Raw genomic sequence first — 18,601 nt, 5'->3', positions numbered from 1 at the left:
GAGGGGATGTCTTTCGCTTCGGAGACCAAAAAGGAATTAACTAACTTGGAAGTGAAAACTTGCTGTAATCTTTCAGAACTATCAGCATTGATTCGCATGAATGGTTCCCTTTCCTTTTCGAATCGTAAGTTAGTTGTGGATATTCAAACTGAAAATGCGGCGATTGCCAGAAGAATTTATACATTATTAAAAAAGAGCTATCAAGTACAGGTAGAGCTTTTAGTTCGAAAAAAGATGCGCTTAAAGAAAAATAATGTTTACATTGTTCGCTTAGCCGAGCAGGCTAAGGAGATCCTAGAGGATACGAAAATACTCGGTGAAGGATTTACCTTCATTCATGATATTTCGCCTGAACTGATCAAGAAGAAGTGTTGTAAGCGTTCTTACTTACGAGGCGCGTTTCTTGCAGGCGGGTCGGTCAATAATCCTGAAACTTCTTCCTATCATTTGGAAATTGCTTCGCTTTACAAAGAACATAATGATTCTTTATGTGAATTAATGAATACATTTGGATTGAATAGTAAAACGCTTGAACGAAAAAAAGGTTTTATCACCTATTTAAAGGAAGCCGAGAAAATTACGGAGTTTCTTAATATTATTGGTGCCCATAATGCCCTGCTTCGTTTTGAGGATGTAAGGATTGTCAGGGACATGCGCAACTCCGTTAACCGCTTAGTAAATTGTGAAACGGCCAATCTAAATAAAACGATTGGTGCATCTATCAGACAGGTCGAAAACATCCGCTTCATTGACTCAATCGTTGGCCTGCAAGTTTTACCTGATAAGTTGAGGGAGATCGCTGAGCTTCGGGTTCAATATCCTGATGTCACTTTAAAAGAATTAGGGGAAATGGTATCCGGTGGTACCATTAGTAAATCCGGAATTAATCACCGCTTAAGAAAAATTGATGAGATTGCTGACAAGCTCCGTGTAGGAGAAATAAGGTCAAAAAATCCCAGTTTGTAAATGTGCAATGATTAACAAGTATAAAAAACTCGAGGAGGAATTAAGTTATGTTGGTAAAAGAAATAGAGGTTAAATTGAAAACGGGTCTTCAAGCACGTCCTGCCGCCCTTTTTGTTCAAGAAGCAAATCGCTTTAATTCAGATATTTTTCTTGAAAAGGATGGCAAGAAGGTTAATGCAAAAAGTATTATGGGATTAATGAGTCTTGCTGTCGGTTCAGGGGTTTCGATTAATATAATTGCAGATGGCGAAGATGAAGAGAAAGCTATTGTGGTGTTATCAGATTTTATTCAAAAAGAACATTAATAAAGAAGGATTCGGCACAGGCTGAATCCTTTTTTTAAAAGATAAGAAAGTATAAATGTTTTTGACTTCGAGAATTGTCCAGCTCCAGCGCCTAGCCACTCGAGGTCACAAGCTTATCCAGTTGCGGCTCCTTGGGACTGAAGTCATAAGCCACCCCCTGAAGAAGGCAAAGAACGCCTTCTTACAGGGTGCGTCTTATGCATTCGTCCCAGAACAGTCGCCTCCACATTTAAATCAATCCGTCCAAAAGGTTAAAGAGCAACCTTTCGGCCGGCTCGTCTTGTGCTTGGCTACAGAAAGCTATCGCTTTCTGTACGCATTAAGGGCGACTAGTCTTTGACCCTGCTTTCGCTGGCCAGTCGACAAGTCGCCCTATATCGGGGCTAACCAAGGCGCTTGCGCTTTTCTAAAAAAAAGAAAGCAACCGACGTGACGACGGTTGCTTTACTTTTATTTTTTCTCTATAGCATCAGTAGGTTTACGAGTGATGATGCTGTCGATAAGGCCGTATTCCTTGGCTCTTTCGGCAGTCATAAAATTATCACGGTCTGTATCGCGTTGAATCACTTCAAGCGGCTGACCTGTGCGCTCTGCTAAGATGCCATTTAATTTTTCACGAAGGAAAAGAATACGCTTGGCCGCAATTTCAATTTCAGTTGCTTGACCTTGAGCGCCGCCTAGTGGCTGGTGGATCATTACTTCAGCATTTGGCAGGGCATAGCGCTTTCCTGCTTGACCAGCTGATAGTAAGAATGCTCCCATGGAAGCAGCCATCCCGATACATACGGTTGATACATCCGCTTTAATATATTGCATGGTATCAAAAATCGCCATACCGGCTGTAATGCTTCCGCCTGGGCTGTTGATATAAAGGGTGATATCTTTTTCAGGGTTTTCGGCTTCAAGGAATAATAATTGTGCTACAATGCTGTTAGCCACATTGTCATCGATTGCGCTACCTAGCATAATAATCCGGTCTTTTAAAAGACGGGAGTAAATGTCATAGGCTCTTTCACCGCGATTAGTTTGTTCAATAACTGTAGGAATCAAATTCATTTTTCTTCCTCCTTTGATTAGAAAAGGTAAAAGCTTATGTAATAGTATCATACACTGATGGTCAATAAAGGTCAAACAGTTTGCCTTTATATTTGTTCGACAACTTTCCCAACATCAGGATAACCATTTCTGGCAAATTTAAAACCTATTCTCCCCTTGCAATTAAGAAGTATTTAGCATATAATATAAAAGTCGCTAATAAATATATGCGCTCGTGGTGCAACGGATAGCACGTAAGCCTCCGAAGCTTAAAATGTGAGTTCGATTCTCGCCGAGCGCATCATAAATTCAACATCGATAAAAAACACGAAGCATTTTGTCTGCTTCGTGTTTTTTATCGTGCTTTTATTTTTCGATAGTAGCCGTCCAGTTACCATCTGCGATAATTTGTAACAGATACACTCCGTCTGTTCCTAGTTTTTGACGCATAGAACCAGAGTAGTTGCCGATTACATTCACCATTAATCCTGAGCCGTTTAATTTAACCGCACAGTTACTTTGACCTTGGTGGGTAAAGCTGAATTTATAATTGCGGCTATTGGCATTAAAGAATACTACGTCATCGCCTGTTCCCTTTAAAGTCGTAGGAGCATTTGGTACATAACCGGGAAGGTTTGATACGGTAAAATTCCGGGTTTTCATGCAGCCATTACAAAAGGAATGACAGATAGGAATTTTGAAAAGGCAAAAGCGAAATTGTCTGTAGAACACCCCAAAAGCATTTCAGTTGGAAACGGGAATGTGGGATACGTGTTACAAGCCAAAGATGGACTTCTTGTCGCTTCGAAAGACGGTAATACTGAGGTTGCCACCTTTAAAACAATGGCAGAAGTAGATAATTACGAAAAACAAAAACTAGCACAGGCAGAAGCAGCAAAAAAAGAAGCAGAAAGAAAAAAGTTGAAGCCTCTAAGATTCCATTGAGCTGTAGAGGTGATACTGCCTCAGGTGGAATCAAGTTGAAAAAGGGCTTCGCTATCTTTGATGGCTCTCATTCAGGAAGTTCTAATTTTCAGTGAAGTTACAGAATGAAAATGGACGTTCATTCTTTATTAAAGTAACCCTTAAAGGTGTTTATATAATTACCACTTTTTTTAGAAATGTTGTGAGTGTGATATGGGAAAAGAAAAAATTTAAAAAAATAATTATATTAAAAAAGCTAACGAGGAACTGCATTAAAATTGTAGTATAGAAATTGATCGGCTTATGATCAAATAGGCCGCGTCATTGTAAGCGATTTCCAATTCTCTTCCATTAATTTCCCCGAATGACAAAAACCAATCGTCATAATGATTAGGCCTTCCATACTAATAAAATTCCGATTTTGAGTTGCTTCGTCCATTAAAATTATTTTCAGTATTATAGTTTTACTCATAAAAATTTTTCAAAAAACTAGCTTAGCGTTTAGTACAAATATTTTGTGTTGATTTCATAACATTTCATGTTAGAATAGTTAACATGAATAAATATTCTGAATTTTAAATTAAAAATTTTAGTGAATTTTCATTAATAGATTACTATTGAATACTCTTTAAGCTAAAAATTTCAATATCAATGTCAGGAAATATGACGCAGCTTTATTGAAAACTTTATAGTCCAACTTGGCAGGAGGGAATAGTAGTGGACAATAATCAAACATATCGTGATAAAAAGGTGATGGGAATCGGAATTGTGACGGAAATAACAGGGTTATCCAATCGAAAAATCCGTTATTATGAATTGCGAAAATTAATCTTTCCAGAACGAACCCCTTCAGGGACACGTAAGTACTCTTTTTCGGATGTTGAAAGACTCATGGAGATAGCCGAAAAAATTGAAGATGGTGTTCAGACGCATGAGATACGCAAAGATATAGTAAAAAAAGAAAAACATAAGATGATTATTGGACAAATCAATTCACATTTTCATCATAACGGTTATAAGTAACTACTCACGTGAAGGTTGTAACAATTTCAAAAAGGAGAAAAACCAGTGATAAGAGCTAAATCACTGGTTTTTTCTTTAGTTAACCAATCTTGAGGAATTTACGGAATTACTAATCCAGTTCTTCTGTTTCCAGTTGAGGGTTGGTAACCTAAATAATTTATACACGAATCCCCTTTCATCGTGTAGAATAAAAAAAGGAGGGGTGAGCATGATGGATTTAAAAGCGGGTCTATGGCAGCAGCAAACCTTAAAATTAGCGATGACTCAGGAGTTATCGCAGGCAATCGCCTTACTGCAGTACTCAGCACAGGAGCTGGCAGCTTTTTTAGAAGATAAGGCATTAGAAAACCCACTTCTTAAAATCGAAAATGGAAATGTCAAACCGATGAATCCCCAGATCGACCGGAACCGTCGCAAACATCAGAAGTCGGAAAAAGACTGGATTGAACAGATCGCGGACAAACCATTCTCACTTGAGGAACACCTAATCTCTCAACTTAAGATTACACACTTAACAGCTGAGCAAATGAAAGTGATTCGGTATTTAATTAAAAATTTGGATGAAAACGGTTACTTTATTGGTGATCTTACTGAAATATCTGATAGATTGCAGGTTGATCACGAAATAGTAGAAGACTGTCTAGCCATAATACAAACCCTTGAACCAGCTGGTATTGGGGCAAGGGACTTGCAAGAATGCTTAATGATGCAATTTTACTATAAAAACCCGAACAATGACCTAGCCCAAACCATTCTATCAAAATATTTTATTCCGTTTGCTGAAAAGAAGTGGAAGCTAATCGCAAAAGAATTGGGAATTAGCATGAAGGATTTACAAGATGTGTTTGATGAAATCCAGCAGCTAAACCCAAAACCAGGAGCATTACTGCGAAATGAACCAACCACCTATATTATTCCTGATGCAATCATTGAGCAAACAAATGAGGGACTAACAGTACGTATGGTTGATGAATCCCTGCCGCGGATTAGTTTTAATCAGCCATACTATCAAAAGTTTCATAATCAGAACCCGCAGGTCAGCCGTTTTTTACAGGATAAAGTCCAAGACTACCAATGGATTTTAAAAAGTATTGAGCAGCGGAAAGAAACCCTCACTAGGGTAGTGGCGAAGATTGTTGAAAAACAACCGGCCTTTTTTCAAAAAGGAAGTCAATATCTAGTTCCAATGACCATGAAAGAAATAGCGGGAGAACTTGATATCCATGAATCAACCGTTAGCCGGGCGGTTCGCGAAAAATATGTGCAAACACCAATCGGGACTTATCCCTTAAAAACCTTTTTCACTAGTACCATACAAACTCTAACTGATGAAGAAAGTACATCCTCTACCCAGGTGAAAAATGAAATCCATTCATTAGTCTCCCAGGAAAATAAACAAAAACCACTGTCGGATCAAGACGTGGTGGAGCAATTAAAGCTGCAAAAAGGAATCATTGTCTCGAGGAGAACGGTGGCAAAATACCGAGAACAGCTTGGAATTCCATCTTCATCTAAGAGAAAACGGTTTATCTAGAAAGGATAGGAAAAAATGCATACGATCACGTTATATACTAGGAACCACTGTCCTCTCTGCGACAAAGCGAAGGCTGCTATAATAGAATTGCAAGCTCAATGGAAGTTTCAACTTGAAGAAATTGATATTGAAACAAGTGATGAGTTAACAGAACGCTATGGTCTAATGATTCCAGTTGTTCATTTGGACGGAGAAGAAGTAGGATTCGGATTTGTTGACAAAAACGACATAAGTAACCGTTTGCAAGAAAAAAATCAAATTAAATGAGTTGAAATCGATTTTTACTCCTGTTACAATAAAAAACGTAATAGGGGTGATTTTTTTTAGTGTAGGTGGGACATAATATGTCTAGGGTGGACTTTTTGTGACCAACTACATATAATAAAGGAGCATGCAGTTCATGCAGTCATTTATTGATATACAAAAAAGATTATTACCCGATCTCCTTCAAGTCCTGCAGAAACGACACACAATTTTACGTTACATAGGACACATGCAGCCAGTAGGAAGAAGGAGCTTAGCTGTCAGCCTTGGGCTTACCGAAAGAATACTTCGTAGTGAAGTAGAATTCCTCAAAGAACAAAATCTTATTAATACAAACAATGTAGGAATGAGTTTAACATCGGAAGGGAAAAATTTACTTGAAGATTTAGAAGGTTTAATGCGTGAGCTAAAGGGTATAGACGTCATGGAACTAGAATTAAAACACCGGCTCGGCATTAAAAAGGTGATGATCGTCCCTGGTGATGGTGATGAATCACCGATGGTCAAAGGTGAACTCGGCAAGGCGACTGCAATTTGCATGAAAAAGCTTCTTAGCGGGAAAAATATCATCGCTGTGACTGGCGGTTCAACTATGGCTGCTGTTGCGGAAAGACTTTCACCCGATTTAACCCAGAAGGAATTATTGTTTGTTCCGGCAAGGGGAGGGGTTGGTGAAGATGTACATAATCAGGCAAATACCATTTGCTCGAATATGGCACACAACACAGATTCCCGGCATCGAGTTTTATATGTTCCAGATCAGGTGAGTTCGGAAATTTACGAATCCTTGATCAAAGAGCCTGATATCCACGAAGTCTTAACTTTAATTCAATCAGCCAGCATGGTTCTCCACGGTATTGGGGAGGCTATTACAATGGCTGAACGGCGAAAAAGCAACCCTGAAATTAAGAAGAAGCTTGAAGAAGGGAAGGCTGTCGGCGAGGCATTTGGGTATTATTTTAATGAAGAAGGCGAGATTGTTCATAAGGTATTAACGATTGGACTTCAGCTTGAAGACCTTGAGCATATCCCAAATGTAATTGCGGTTGCAGGCGGGACATCAAAAGCTAAGGCAATTAAGGCTTATTTAAAACAAGCACCAAAGTCGACGATTTTAATTACCGATGAAGGTGCAGCAAAAAGGTTATTGAAAGGGTAATTCCTTTTAAAAAATATAGCTTTACCCAAACAAAGGAGGAAATTTATTATGACAGTAAAAGTTGGTATTAATGGATTTGGACGTATTGGTCGTAACGTATTCCGTGCGGCTTTAAACAATAGTAATGTGGAAATCGTTGCAATTAACGACTTAACAGATGCAAAAATGCTTGCACATCTTTTAAAATATGACACTGTTCACGGAACTCTTTCTGAAGATGTAACAGTTGACGGTGAATACCTAGTAGTTGGCGGCCACAAAGTAAAGGTTATCGCTGAGCGCGATCCTGCACAACTTGGCTGGGGCGACCTTGGTGTAGAAGTTGTTGTTGAATCTACTGGCCGTTTCACAAAGCGTGAAGATGCTGCGAAACACCTTGAAGCAGGCGCTAAGAAAGTAATCATCTCTGCTCCAGCAGACAATGAAGATATCACAATCGTTATGGGTGTTAACCAAGATAAATATGATGCAAATAACCACCATGTAATATCAAACGCATCTTGTACTACTAACTGCTTAGCTCCATTTGCAAAAGTATTGAACGATACATTCGGTATCAAGCGTGGTATGATGACAACTGTTCACTCATATACAAATGACCAACAAATCCTTGACTTACCACACAAAGACTACCGTCGTGCACGTGCAGCTGCAGAAAACATAATCCCAACTTCAACTGGTGCTGCTAAAGCTGTTGCGCTTGTATTGCCTGAATTAAAAGGTAAATTAAACGGTATGGCAATGCGTGTTCCAACTCCAAACGTATCAGTTGTTGACTTAGTAGCAGAATTAGAAAGAGACGTTACAGCTGATGAAGTTAACGAAGCATTAAAAGCAGCTGCTGAAGGTCCATTAAAAGGCATTCTTGCATACAGCGATCTTCCATTAGTTTCTACTGACTATAATGGAGCAACTGTTTCTTCAACAATCGATGCATTATCAACAATGGTTCTTGAAGGAAATATGGTAAAAGTATTATCTTGGTATGACAACGAAGTTGGTTATTCTAACCGCGTAGTTGACCTTTGCGATTACATCGCTTCAAAAGGACTTTAATCCTTAAGATTATATAATTTAATGTTTTCCAATGGGGAGCGGGGAAGATTCCCCCTCCTTTTTTATTTGATTTATGAGCTTTCGACAATATTCGAGCGGCTGTCATGACACCGCTCATAATGGAGGTCCTTTACAGATGAACAAGAAAACACTTAAGGATATCGATGTAAAAGGCAAACGCGTTTTTTGCCGGGTAGATTTTAACGTTCCAATGCAGGATGGACAAATCACGGATGAAACACGTATTCGTGCAGCCATTCCAACCATTCAATACTTAATGGAACAAGGGGCAAAAGTAATCTTAGCCAGCCATTTTGGTCGTCCAAAGGGTCAAGTGGTAGAAGAAATGCGCCTTACTCCAGTTGGTGTAAGACTTTCTGAAATTCTTGGCAAAGAAGTCAAGAAGGCTGATGAGGCTTATGGTGATTCTGTTAAAGCTATTATTGAAACGATGAATGAAGGCGATGTTCTTCTTCTTGAAAATGTTCGCTTCTATCCTGGCGAAGAGAAGAATGATCCTGAATTAGCTAAAAACTTTGCTGAACTTGCTGATGTCTATGTAAACGATGCATTTGGTGCTGCTCACCGTGCACATGCTTCAACAGAAGGTATTGCTCATAACTTACCTGCAGTTTCAGGCTTTTTAATGGAAAAAGAACTTGATGTTCTTGGTAAAGCTCTTTCTAATCCTGAACGTCCTTTTACAGCAATCATCGGCGGTGCAAAAGTAAAGGACAAAATAGGTGTAATTGAAAACCTTCTTGAACTAGTTGATAACTTAATCATTGGCGGCGGCTTAGCTTATACATTTGTGAAAGCTCAAGGCCATGAAGTGGGTAAATCATTACTAGAAGCAGACAAACTTGACCTTGCAAATTCTTTCATTGAAAAGGCAAAACAAAAAGGCGTTAATTTCTATATGCCGGTTGATGTTGTAGTAGCGGATGATTTCTCTGCTGATGCCAATAAAAAAGTCGTATCGATTGAAGAAATTCCTGCTGATTGGGAAGCTCTTGATATCGGACCAAAAACAAGAGAAATTTATAGTGATGTTATCAAAAATTCAAAGCTTGTCATTTGGAATGGACCAATGGGCGTATTTGAAATTGATGCATTTGCCGGCGGTACAAAAGCAGTGGCAGAAGCACTTGCTGAATCAGAAGGTACATATTCTGTCATTGGCGGCGGAGACTCAGCAGCGGCAGTTGAAAAGTTCAACTTAGCAGACAAAATGAGCCATATCTCTACAGGCGGCGGCGCTTCTCTTGAGTTCATGGAAGGTAAAGCACTTCCTGGCGTAGTGGCATTGAACGATAAATAAGCTTTACATCTATGGAAATGAGATATTAACAAATTTTTTAATATATTTACAAATTCACGATAGATATTAACCATTTTTTGATAGATATTAATAATGCGCGACGAACGTAATTATGAAAGGATGTGCCACCATGCGTAAACCGATCATTGCAGGTAACTGGAAAATGAACAAAACCCTTTCTGAAGCAAAAAGCTTTGCAGAGGAAGTAAAAGGACTTGTACCTCCAACTGACACAATGGAATCTGTTATTTGTGCACCGGCTTTATTTTTACAAAGCTTAGTAGAAGGAACAGAAGGTACGAACGTAAAAATTGGTGCTCAAAATATGCACTTTGAAGAAAGCGGAGCATTCACAGGTGAAATCAGCCCGAAAGCTATCGCGGACCTTGGTGTTCAATATGTGATTATCGGACACTCTGAACGCCGTGAAATGTTCAACGAAACAGACGAATCTGTAAACAAAAAAGCTCTTGCAGCTTTTAAATATAACTTAACACCAATCATTTGCTGTGGTGAAACACTGGAGCAGCGTGAAAATGGTGAAACAAACCAATTAGTAGGCGATCAAGTAGCCAAAGCGCTTACTGGTTTAACAGATGAGCAAGTAAAGCAATCCGTAATTGCTTACGAACCAATCTGGGCGATTGGAACTGGTAAATCTTCTACTTCTGCAGATGCGAATGAAGTGTGTGCGCATATCCGTCAAGTTGTGGCAGAGCAATTCTCGCAAGACGTTGCCGATGCAGTACGTATTCAGTACGGTGGTAGTGTAAAACCAGAGAACATTAAAGAGTACATGGCACAGCCGGATATTGATGGTGCGTTAGTAGGCGGAGCAAGCCTTGAAGCACAATCATTCTTAAAGCTACTGGAGGCAGGTCAGTATGAGTAAATCTCCAGTTGCGCTGATCATCCTTGATGGTTTTGGATGCAGAAGCGAAACAAAAGGAAATGCGGTAGCACATGCGAAAAAGCCAAACTTTGACCGCTTTTGGGACAACTACCCACATTCCCATTTAACTGCATCTGGTGAGGCTGTTGGTCTTCCAGAAGGACAAATGGGAAATTCCGAGGTTGGCCACTTAAATATCGGTGCCGGCCGAATTGTTTATCAAAGCTTAACTCGTGTTAATATTGCCATTCGTGAAGGTGAATTTGAAAAAAATGAAACCTTTACCGGAGCAATGGAACATGTGAAAAAGAATGGAACCGCTCTTCATTTATTTGGCTTACTATCTGACGGGGGTGTACATAGTCATATTCAGCATATGTTTGCGCTCCTTAAGCTTGCCAAAGAAGAAGGCGTTGAAAAAGTTTACATTCATGCGTTTTTGGATGGGCGTGATGTTGGTCCAAAAACCGCTGAATCATATATTCAGCAAACACTGGACAAAATGAAGGAGTATGGCGTTGGTGAATTCGCAACGATCTCCGGGCGCTATTATTCAATGGACCGTGACAAGCGTTGGGAGCGCGTTGAAAAATCATACCGCTCCATGGTTTATGGTGAAGGACCTGCCTACACCAACCCATTAGACGTTGTTAAGGATTCTTATGAGCACGGAATTTTTGATGAATTCGTCATCCCATCTGTGATTACAAAAGAAGATGGACAGCCTGTGGCAACAATTCAAGACAATGATGCGGTTATTTTTTATAACTTCCGTCCTGACCGTGCCATTCAGATATCTAATACCTTCACAAATGAAGATTTCCGCGACTTTGACCGCGGGCCCAAGCATCCAAAGCACTTATTCTTTGTCTGCTTAACACACTTCAGTGAATCTGTTGACGGTTATGTGGCGTTTAAGCCAACAAATCTTGATAACACAATAGGTGAAGTCCTTTCACAGAATAATTTAAAGCAGCTAAGAATTGCTGAAACCGAAAAATATCCGCATGTTACATTCTTTATGAGCGGCGGACGTGAGGCGAAATTCCCTGGCGAAGAACGAATTTTAATCAATTCTCCAAAGGTTGCAACCTATGACCTTCAGCCGGAAATGAGCGCTTATGAAGTAACTGATGCGTTAATGAATGAAATCCAGAATGATAAGTTTGATGCGATCCTGTTGAACTTTGCTAACCCAGATATGGTTGGCCACTCAGGAATGCTTGAACCTACCGTTAAAGCGATTGAAACGGTTGATGAATGTTTAGGTAAAATTGTTGATTTAATCCTTAAAAAGGGCGGAACAGCCATTATTACAGCTGACCACGGTAATGCCGACGAAGTGGTAACACTTGAAGGCGAGCCAATGACAGCACACACAACGAACCCGGTACCAGTGATTGTAACAAAGCAAGGTGTTGAACTCCGTGATGGCGGTATTCTTGGCGACTTAGCGCCAACCATGTTAGACTTATTAAATGTGGAAAAGCCAGCCGAAATGACTGGAACTTCATTAATCAAATAAATTATTATTTTTAAGGAGAGAAATTAAATGCCATATATTTTAGATGTGTACGCTCGTGAAGTATTAGATTCCCGCGGTAACCCTACTATCGAGGTAGAAGTAACAACTGATTCTGGTGCATTTGGCCGCGCTTTAGTTCCAAGTGGTGCTTCAACTGGTGAATACGAAGCAGTTGAACTTCGTGATGGCGACAAAGAACGTTACCTTGGTAAAGGTGTTCTTAAAGCTGTTGAGAATGTAAACACAATTATTGCTCCACACCTTGTACAAGAAGAATTAAGCGTTCTTGACCAAGTGGCAGTAGACCGTGCGTTGATCGAATTAGATGGTACTGAAAACAAAGGTAAATTAGGTGCAAACGCAATCCTAGGTGTTTCTCTTGCTGTAGCTCGTGCTGCTGCTGACTACCTTGGCGTGCCTTTATACCAATACCTTGGCGGTTTCAATGCGAAGCAGCTTCCGGTTCCAATGATGAACATCGTAAACGGCGGCGAGCACGCTGATAACAACGTTGATATCCAAGAATTCATGATCATGCCTGTTGGTGCTCCAAACTTCAAAGAAGCACTTCGCATGGGCGCTGAAATCTTCCATACATTACGTTCTGTACTAAAAGGCAAAGGCCTTAACACTGCTGTTGGTGACGAGGGTGGATTTGCTCCAAACTTAGGATCAAACGAAGAAGCACTTCAAACTATCGTAGAAGCAATCGAAAAAGCTGGTTACAAGCCAGGTCAAGAAGTATTCCTAGCAATGGACGCTGCTTCATCTGAGTTCTACAACAAAGAAGATGGCAAATATCATCTTGCAGGTGAAGGTGTGGTAAAAACATCTGCAGAAATGGTTGACTGGTACGAAGAACTTTCTGCTAAATACCCAATTATCTCAATCGAAGACGGTTTAGATGAAAACGACTGGGAAGGCCACAAGCTATTAACAGAGCGTCTTGGCAAAAAAGTTCAATTAGTTGGTGACGACTTGTTCGTAACAAATACTAAGAAACTTGCTGAAGGTATTGAAAAAGGTATCGGCAACTCCATCCTAATCAAAGTTAACCAAATCGGTACACTTACTGAAACTTTTGATGCGATTGAAATGGCTAAGCGTGCAGGTTACACAGCTGTTATCTCTCACCGCTCTGGTGAAACAGAAGACAGCACAATCGCTGACATCGCTGTTGCAACAAATGCTGGTCAAATCAAGACTGGTGCACCATCACGTACTGACCGTGTAGCGAAGTACAACCAATTGCTTCGTATCGAAGATCAATTGGCTGAAACAGCTCAATACAATGGTCTTAAATCTTTCTATAACTTGAAGAAGTAATTCAATATATACAAAGCCCCTGTTCACTGTAGTCATTCTTCAGTAAACAGGGGCTTTTTTATGTTCAATAACGAAATTCTTGGAAAAAACAAGCAGGGAAATCACATCGCTGTGTTTAATATTAAAATAAACCAACCTATGAGATAGAACTGGGGTAAAAAAATGAAAAAGTATTTTAAACAACTATCATGGCCACAGCGTGTGATGATAATTATTGCAGTTATGGTTTTGTGTATCTTCTCTTATTATCAGACAACGGGATCGCTTCCTTCACAAAAGGATACGGTAACCGTCTCGGTAGAAAAATCGGATAACGGCCATTCCGTCATTAAAATGGATGACCCAAACAGCCAAGAAATTGAAAAAGAATTTCCGATGGATATGACCGAAGATGAGGTAATGGATGCAATCCATAAAATGTCCCATCAAAAAGTGGAGTCTAGTAAGAAGTGGGGGGCGATCCCGCTCACACCTGGGCGTGTTGATCAACTACTAAAAGTAGTTCAAAAAAATGAGAAAAACTATGTTCATTCCTCTGTATATCTAGACATTTTAGAGCGCTGGTCTGAGAGAGATTTTTCAAGTGTTGATAGAGATCATAATAAAATCTGGAATCTGCAAGGCGGCACGGTGGGGAAAGCTATAGGGATTTTATCTGCAGAAGATGAAAAGAAGTATATTGAAGCGAATTTTAAGGTTAAACAATAAGGAGTTAGTGGGGACTTCCCTTTAAGTCTGTCACAATAACGACTATTGTCTAAAGGGGAATAGTATGGTAAATTAAATATACTGTGAACTGTTCGTCTAACAGGAGGTGGCTTGCATGCATACATTAGTTGTAATATTATTAGTTATCGTAAGTATCGCTCTTATTGCGGTCGTTTTACTACAGTCTGGTAAGAGTGCTGGGTTATCTGGTGCCATTTCTGGCGGTGCTGAAACGTTATTCGGTAAGCAAAAGGCACGAGGAATTGACTTGATTCTACATCGAATTACGGTTGTATTATCCGTATTATTTTTCCTGCTTGCACTTGCGGTTACTTATTTTAAAATTTAATTAATCAAGCATACAACCTGGCCGTTAGGCTGGGTTTTTTGTTTGGTTTGATGGAATCTATTCCAGTTGCAGACACTAAAGAATAACTGCTCAAAAGAATAGATTCCCCCGAATTAATTCCAGTAGCTGAGACAAAGGAATAAAGGTTTGGCGGAATTATCCTAGAAATCGGCGGAAATAATTGAAAAACAGGCGGAATAAACAAGAAAACGCGCTGAAAAAATGCCAGAGTTGGCGGAATTAATCAAAAAGTCGGCGGAAATGCCAGGTCTTCTTACTACTCAAAAGAATAGATTCCCCCGAATTAATTCCAGCAGATGAGACCAAGGAATAAAGGTTTGGCGGAATTATCCTAGAAATCGGCGGAAATAATGGAAAAACAGGCGGAATAAACAAGAAAACGCGCGGAAAAAATGCCAGAGTTGGCGGAATTAATTAAAAAGTCGGCGGAAATGCCAGGTCTTCTAACTGCTCAAAAGAATAGATTCCCCCGAATTAATTCCAGCAGCTGAGACCAAGGAATAAAGGTTTGGCGGAATTATCCTAGAAGTCGGCGGAAATGCCGGGTCTTCTATCTGCTTAAAAGAATAGATTCCCCCGAATTAATTCCAGCAGCTGAGACCAAGGAATAAAGGTTTGGCGGAATTATCCTAGAAATCAGCGGAAATAATTGAAAAACAGGCGGAATAAACAAGAAAACGCGCTCTAAAAAAATGCCAGAGTTGGCGGAATTAATCAAAAAGTCGACGGAAATGCCAGGTCTGCGCGCCAGTACAAAAGAATAGGATCCATCGGAATCTATTCTAGCAGCAGTCGCTAAATAGGTTTGGCGGAATTATCACAGAAATCGGCGAAAAAAACCAAAAAACAGACGGAATTCTTTCCTCTTCCCGCCGAATCCACCATTCATCCCCCATCCGAATCTCCTAAATCCACACTCACAAGGCTTTTTTCTGGAATGTTACCTCTTTTAATGCTTAAACTAATAGAAGCTAATCGAAATAAAAGGAGTTTTCAAAATGAAAGTTGCACCACCGAAACCATTTACCTTTGAAGGAGGAAAACGGGCCGTCTTGCTGCTACACGGTTTCACTGGCAATTCAGCAGATGTACGGATGCTCGGCCGTTTTTTAGAAAAAAAGGGTTACACCTGCCATGCCCCGCACTATAAAGGCCATGGAGTACCTCCAGAAGAACTTGTCCATACAGGTCCAGAAGATTGGTGGCAGGACGTCATAAATGGCTATCATTTTTTAAAAAATAAAGGTCATGAAGAAATAGCCGTTGCCGGACTTTCACTTGGCGGCGTATTTTCCTTGAAATTGGGATACACTGTACCTATAAAGGGTATTGTACCTATGTGCGCCCCGATGCATATAAAAAGTGAAGAGGTCATGTACCAAGGAATTCTCGATTATGCCCGCGAATATAAAAAACATGAAGGAAAAACAGCCGAGCAAATCGAAATGGAAATGAAAGATTTCCAAAAAACACCGATGAAAACATTAAAAGCACTCCAACAATTAATTGCCGACGTACGTGAGCATGTGGATATGATCTATGCCCCGACATTTGTTGTACAGGCTCGCCACGACAAAATGATTAATATCGAGAGTGCCAACATCATTTACAACGAAATTGAATCCACCATAAAAGAAATTAAGTGGTATGAAGAATCAGGACATGTGATTACGCTGGATAAAGAGCGGGAACAACTTCATGAAGATGTATATGCCTTTTTAGAAAAGCTGGATTGGCATGATTAATAAAGCCCATATAAGGAGGGAATAGTTTGGAAGATACAATTCAAAAGCACATAGACAAGCTTTTGCAATATATGAGGGACGAAGCTTACAAGCCATTAACGGTCCAGGAACTCGAAGAAGCATTTGGGATTCAGGATTCCGGAGACTTTAAGGAGTTCGTAAAGGCCCTTGTTCAAATGGAAGAAAAAGGACTCGTGGTACGCACACGCAGCAACCGTTACGGTCTGCCGCAAAAAATGAATTTAATCCGCGGTAAATTAATTGGTCATGCAAAGGGATTTGCATTTGTTGTACCTGATGAACCAGGTATGGATGATATCTTTATCCCACCAAATGAAACGAATACTGCCATGCATGGCGATACGGTCCTTGCCCGCGTATCTTCGGAATCATCAGGAACTCGCAGGGAAGGAAGCATCATCCGAATTATTGAACGAGGTGTCCAGCAAATCGTTGGAACCTATGTCGAAAGCAAAAGCTTTGGCTTTGTGATTCCGGACGATAAAAAGTTTGCCAGCGATATTTTTATCCCGAAGAATGCCTCTAAAGGGGCTGTGGAAGGACATAAGGTAGTCGTTAAACTTGTTACGTACCCGGATGGACGAAAAAGTGCCGAAGGTGAAGTCATTGAAATACTTGGCCATAAAAATGACCCTGGCGTAGATATTTTATCAGTCATACATAAACATGGACTGCCAATGGCCTTTCCAGATGATGTATTAAAGCAGGCCAATGAGACACCTGAAACGATTGATGAAAGTGAACTAGCCAATCGCCGCGACTTACGGAACGAAACCATTGTGACGATAGACGGGGCAGACGCCAAAGACTTAGATGACGCGGTTACCGTTACAAAATTAGAGAACGGGAACTATAAGTTGGGCGTACACATTGCCGATGTCAGCTATTACGTTAAAGAGGGTACGCCTATTGACGTGGAAGCAGAGGACCGGGCCACAAGTGTTTATTTAGTTGACCGAGTGATTCCGATGATCCCGCACCGCCTCTCAAACGGAATTTGTTCCTTAAATCCTAAGGTGGATCGCCTTGTGTTGTCTTGTGAAATGGAAATTTCACCGGAGGGTATCGTTGTTTCACATGAAATTTTTCAAAGTGTGATTAAAACAACGGAGCGTATGACCTACTATGATGTGAACCGAATCCTTACTGACAAAGATGAAGAAACACGTGCAAGGTATGAGTCGCTTGTCCCTATGTTTGAACTAATGGAAGAACTCGCAGAAGTTCTAAGGAACAAACGGATGAAGCGCGGGGCCATCGATTTTGATTTTAAAGAATCAAAAGTATTGGTAGATGAAGAAGGAAAACCAACGGATGTTGTCTTACGCGAGCGGTCTGTTGCCGAACGGCTAATAGAAGAATTTATGTTAGCTGCCAATGAAACCGTGGCGGAACATTTCCACTGGATGGAAGTTCCATTTATTTACCGTATTCACGAGGATCCAAAGGAAGATAAATTACGGAGATTTTTCGAGTTCATTACTAACTTTGGCTATATCGTAAAAGGAACTGCTAACGATGTTCATCCTCGTGCACTCCAGGAAATTATTGAAGAGGTGCAAGGCAAACCAGAGGAAATGGTGATTTCGACTGTCATGCTCCGCTCGATGCAGCAGGCAAAGTATTATCCTGAGAGCCTAGGACACTTTGGTTTATCGACTGAGTTTTACACTCATTTCACCTCGCCGATTCGCCGTTACCCTGATACGATTGTCCATCGCTTAATCCGAACCTACTTAATTGAAGGAAAAATCGATGAGGCAACAAGGGAAAAATGGAATGCCCGCCTGCCTGAAATTGCCGAGCATTCTTCGAAAATGGAACGACGTGCAGTAGACGCTGAGCGTGAAACGGATGAATTGAAAAAAGCGGAGTACATGGAGGATAAGGTGGGTGTCGAATATGACGGCATCATCAGCTCTGTGACTAACTTCGGCATGTTTGTGGAACTGCCAAATACGATTGAAGGTCTTGTTCATGTCAGCTATATGACCGATGATTATTATCGTTTTGATGAGCGGCATTTTGCGATGATTGGCGAGCGAACCGGGAACGTGTTCCGCATTGGCGATGAAATTACCGTTCGTGTTGTAAAAGTGAATAAAGACGAACGTTCGATTGATTTTGAAATTGTCGGAATGAAAGGAACTCGCCGCGAAAGATCAGAAACGACAAGAGTCTTTAGTACAGGCAGCGATACACGGAAACCGCGCCGAAATAAACAGCAAGGCGAAGCCAAACAAGGTCGAAGCAGAAATGGACAAAAGTCTGAATCTGGCGGCAGTCAGGGCGGCAAGGCCAAGAATAAACGCAAGTTTTACGATAATGTACCGAAATCCAAGAGCAGAAAGAGAAAAAATAAATAATAGGCAGAGGGGCCTTACTGCAAGGCTCCTTTTCACTGTCCAGGTCCCGCGCCTAATGGGG

The 18,601-nt window shown here is 40.5% G+C and carries 18 protein-coding genes and 1 tRNA gene; 17 read left to right on the top strand and 2 right to left on the bottom strand.

Annotated features, from left to right (window positions below):
* Positions 1–6: 6 nt before the first annotated feature.
* Positions 7–966 carry a DNA-binding protein WhiA gene (gene whiA, locus M3226_RS27795; RefSeq protein ID WP_251572268.1) on the top strand — a complete coding sequence of 320 codons (960 nt, stop codon included), beginning with the start codon at positions 7–9 and terminating at the stop codon, positions 964–966.
* 47 nt (positions 967–1,013) lie between these two features.
* A complete protein-coding gene (locus M3226_RS27790; RefSeq protein ID WP_251572265.1) occupies positions 1,014–1,271 on the top strand; it encodes an HPr family phosphocarrier protein in 258 nt (85 codons plus the stop codon).
* A gap of 450 nt (positions 1,272–1,721) precedes the next feature.
* On the opposite strand, the gene clpP is transcribed toward M3226_RS27790, so the two are convergent.
* A complete protein-coding gene (gene clpP, locus M3226_RS27785; protein ID WP_251572263.1) occupies positions 1,722–2,327 on the bottom strand; it encodes an ATP-dependent Clp endopeptidase proteolytic subunit ClpP in 606 nt (201 codons plus the stop codon).
* A gap of 208 nt (positions 2,328–2,535) precedes the next feature.
* Between clpP and M3226_RS27780 the strand changes: the two genes are divergently transcribed.
* Positions 2,536–2,607: transfer RNA gene (locus M3226_RS27780), tRNA-Arg, on the top strand.
* 65 nt (positions 2,608–2,672) lie between these two features.
* Here the strand turns inward: M3226_RS27780 and M3226_RS27775 are convergent.
* A complete protein-coding gene (locus M3226_RS27775; protein ID WP_251572261.1) occupies positions 2,673–2,969 on the bottom strand; it encodes a hypothetical protein in 297 nt (98 codons plus the stop codon).
* An 18-nt stretch (positions 2,970–2,987) separates the two neighbouring features.
* Between M3226_RS27775 and M3226_RS27770 the strand changes: the two genes are divergently transcribed.
* The 14 genes from M3226_RS27770 to rnr all read left to right on the top strand — a co-directional run bounded on the left by M3226_RS27770 (position 2,988) and on the right by rnr (position 18,540).
* On the top strand, positions 2,988–3,251 hold the full coding sequence (locus M3226_RS27770; RefSeq protein WP_251572259.1) for a hypothetical protein: 264 nt from the start codon (positions 2,988–2,990) through the stop codon (positions 3,249–3,251).
* 732 nt (positions 3,252–3,983) lie between these two features.
* Positions 3,984–4,253, top strand: a complete 270-nt coding sequence (locus M3226_RS27765; protein WP_251572292.1) for a MerR family transcriptional regulator — start codon at positions 3,984–3,986, stop codon at positions 4,251–4,253.
* A 211-nt stretch (positions 4,254–4,464) separates the two neighbouring features.
* Positions 4,465–5,787 carry an RNA polymerase factor sigma-54 gene (gene rpoN, locus M3226_RS27760; protein WP_251572290.1) on the top strand — a complete coding sequence of 441 codons (1,323 nt, stop codon included), beginning with the start codon at positions 4,465–4,467 and terminating at the stop codon, positions 5,785–5,787.
* 15 nt (positions 5,788–5,802) lie between these two features.
* Entirely contained in the window at positions 5,803–6,054 is a 252-nt protein-coding gene (locus tag M3226_RS27755) for a glutaredoxin family protein (RefSeq protein WP_251572257.1), read from the top strand.
* 133 nt (positions 6,055–6,187) lie between these two features.
* Positions 6,188–7,210, top strand: coding sequence for a sugar-binding transcriptional regulator (locus tag M3226_RS27750; RefSeq protein WP_251572256.1), 1,023 nt, complete (start codon positions 6,188–6,190; stop codon positions 7,208–7,210).
* A gap of 48 nt (positions 7,211–7,258) precedes the next feature.
* Positions 7,259–8,266, top strand: coding sequence for a type I glyceraldehyde-3-phosphate dehydrogenase (gene gap / locus M3226_RS27745; protein WP_251572254.1), 1,008 nt, complete (start codon positions 7,259–7,261; stop codon positions 8,264–8,266).
* Between the two features lie 136 nt (positions 8,267–8,402).
* Positions 8,403–9,587 carry a phosphoglycerate kinase gene (locus tag M3226_RS27740; protein ID WP_251572252.1) on the top strand — a complete coding sequence of 395 codons (1,185 nt, stop codon included), beginning with the start codon at positions 8,403–8,405 and terminating at the stop codon, positions 9,585–9,587.
* Positions 9,588–9,717: 130 nt separating this feature from the next.
* Complete coding sequence (tpiA, locus tag M3226_RS27735) at positions 9,718–10,479, top strand: triose-phosphate isomerase (protein ID WP_251572250.1); 762 nt, start codon at positions 9,718–9,720, stop codon at positions 10,477–10,479.
* Positions 10,472–12,004: a 2,3-bisphosphoglycerate-independent phosphoglycerate mutase gene (gene gpmI, locus M3226_RS27730; RefSeq protein ID WP_251572248.1), complete on the top strand. Its 1,533-nt coding sequence runs from the start codon at positions 10,472–10,474 to the stop codon at positions 12,002–12,004. The genes tpiA and gpmI overlap by 8 nt, the downstream gene beginning before the upstream one ends.
* 27 nt (positions 12,005–12,031) lie before the next feature.
* The gene (gene eno, locus M3226_RS27725) at positions 12,032–13,330 is read left to right on the top strand and encodes a phosphopyruvate hydratase (RefSeq protein WP_098530335.1); all 1,299 of its coding nucleotides are present in this window, start codon (positions 12,032–12,034) and stop codon (positions 13,328–13,330) included.
* A 162-nt stretch (positions 13,331–13,492) separates the two neighbouring features.
* The gene (locus M3226_RS27720; protein ID WP_251572230.1) at positions 13,493–14,038 is read left to right on the top strand and encodes a DUF6241 domain-containing protein; all 546 of its coding nucleotides are present in this window, start codon (positions 13,493–13,495) and stop codon (positions 14,036–14,038) included.
* Between the two features lie 115 nt (positions 14,039–14,153).
* Complete coding sequence (gene secG / locus M3226_RS27715) at positions 14,154–14,387, top strand: preprotein translocase subunit SecG (RefSeq protein ID WP_098530333.1); 234 nt, start codon at positions 14,154–14,156, stop codon at positions 14,385–14,387.
* A 1,019-nt stretch (positions 14,388–15,406) separates the two neighbouring features.
* Positions 15,407–16,153, top strand: coding sequence for an alpha/beta hydrolase (locus M3226_RS27710; RefSeq protein WP_251572228.1), 747 nt, complete (start codon positions 15,407–15,409; stop codon positions 16,151–16,153).
* A gap of 26 nt (positions 16,154–16,179) precedes the next feature.
* Entirely contained in the window at positions 16,180–18,540 is a 2,361-nt protein-coding gene (gene rnr / locus M3226_RS27705) for a ribonuclease R (RefSeq protein ID WP_251572226.1), read from the top strand.
* Positions 18,541–18,601 lie beyond the last annotated feature (61 nt).

It is taken from the genome of Neobacillus cucumis, from assembly GCF_023715505.1.
Note: the sequence above shows the minus strand (reverse complement) of the source record. Positions and strands in the feature narration are given on the sequence as shown.

Excerpts from the sequence above, each read along its gene's own strand:
- rpoN (WP_251572290.1), top strand. The coding sequence starts at position 4,465 with ATGGATTTAAAAGCGGGTCTATGGCAGCAGCAAACCTTAAAATTAGCG.
- tpiA (WP_251572250.1), top strand. The coding sequence starts at position 9,718 with ATGCGTAAACCGATCATTGCAGGTAACTGGAAAATGAACAAAACCCTT.
- M3226_RS27755 (WP_251572257.1), top strand. The coding sequence starts at position 5,803 with ATGCATACGATCACGTTATATACTAGGAACCACTGTCCTCTCTGCGAC.
- gpmI (WP_251572248.1), top strand. The coding sequence starts at position 10,472 with ATGAGTAAATCTCCAGTTGCGCTGATCATCCTTGATGGTTTTGGATGC.
- M3226_RS27775 (WP_251572261.1), bottom strand. The coding sequence starts at position 2,969 with ATGAAAACCCGGAATTTTACCGTATCAAACCTTCCCGGTTATGTACCA.
- M3226_RS27710 (WP_251572228.1), top strand. The coding sequence starts at position 15,407 with ATGAAAGTTGCACCACCGAAACCATTTACCTTTGAAGGAGGAAAACGG.
- M3226_RS27750 (WP_251572256.1), top strand. The coding sequence starts at position 6,188 with ATGCAGTCATTTATTGATATACAAAAAAGATTATTACCCGATCTCCTT.
- gap (WP_251572254.1), top strand. The coding sequence starts at position 7,259 with ATGACAGTAAAAGTTGGTATTAATGGATTTGGACGTATTGGTCGTAAC.
- whiA (WP_251572268.1), top strand. The coding sequence starts at position 7 with ATGTCTTTCGCTTCGGAGACCAAAAAGGAATTAACTAACTTGGAAGTG.
- secG (WP_098530333.1), top strand. The coding sequence starts at position 14,154 with ATGCATACATTAGTTGTAATATTATTAGTTATCGTAAGTATCGCTCTT.
- M3226_RS27740 (WP_251572252.1), top strand. The coding sequence starts at position 8,403 with ATGAACAAGAAAACACTTAAGGATATCGATGTAAAAGGCAAACGCGTT.
- M3226_RS27720 (WP_251572230.1), top strand. The coding sequence starts at position 13,493 with ATGAAAAAGTATTTTAAACAACTATCATGGCCACAGCGTGTGATGATA.
- M3226_RS27790 (WP_251572265.1), top strand. The coding sequence starts at position 1,014 with ATGTTGGTAAAAGAAATAGAGGTTAAATTGAAAACGGGTCTTCAAGCA.
- clpP (WP_251572263.1), bottom strand. The coding sequence starts at position 2,327 with ATGAATTTGATTCCTACAGTTATTGAACAAACTAATCGCGGTGAAAGA.
- M3226_RS27770 (WP_251572259.1), top strand. The coding sequence starts at position 2,988 with ATGACAGATAGGAATTTTGAAAAGGCAAAAGCGAAATTGTCTGTAGAA.
- eno (WP_098530335.1), top strand. The coding sequence starts at position 12,032 with ATGCCATATATTTTAGATGTGTACGCTCGTGAAGTATTAGATTCCCGC.
- M3226_RS27765 (WP_251572292.1), top strand. The coding sequence starts at position 3,984 with ATGGGAATCGGAATTGTGACGGAAATAACAGGGTTATCCAATCGAAAA.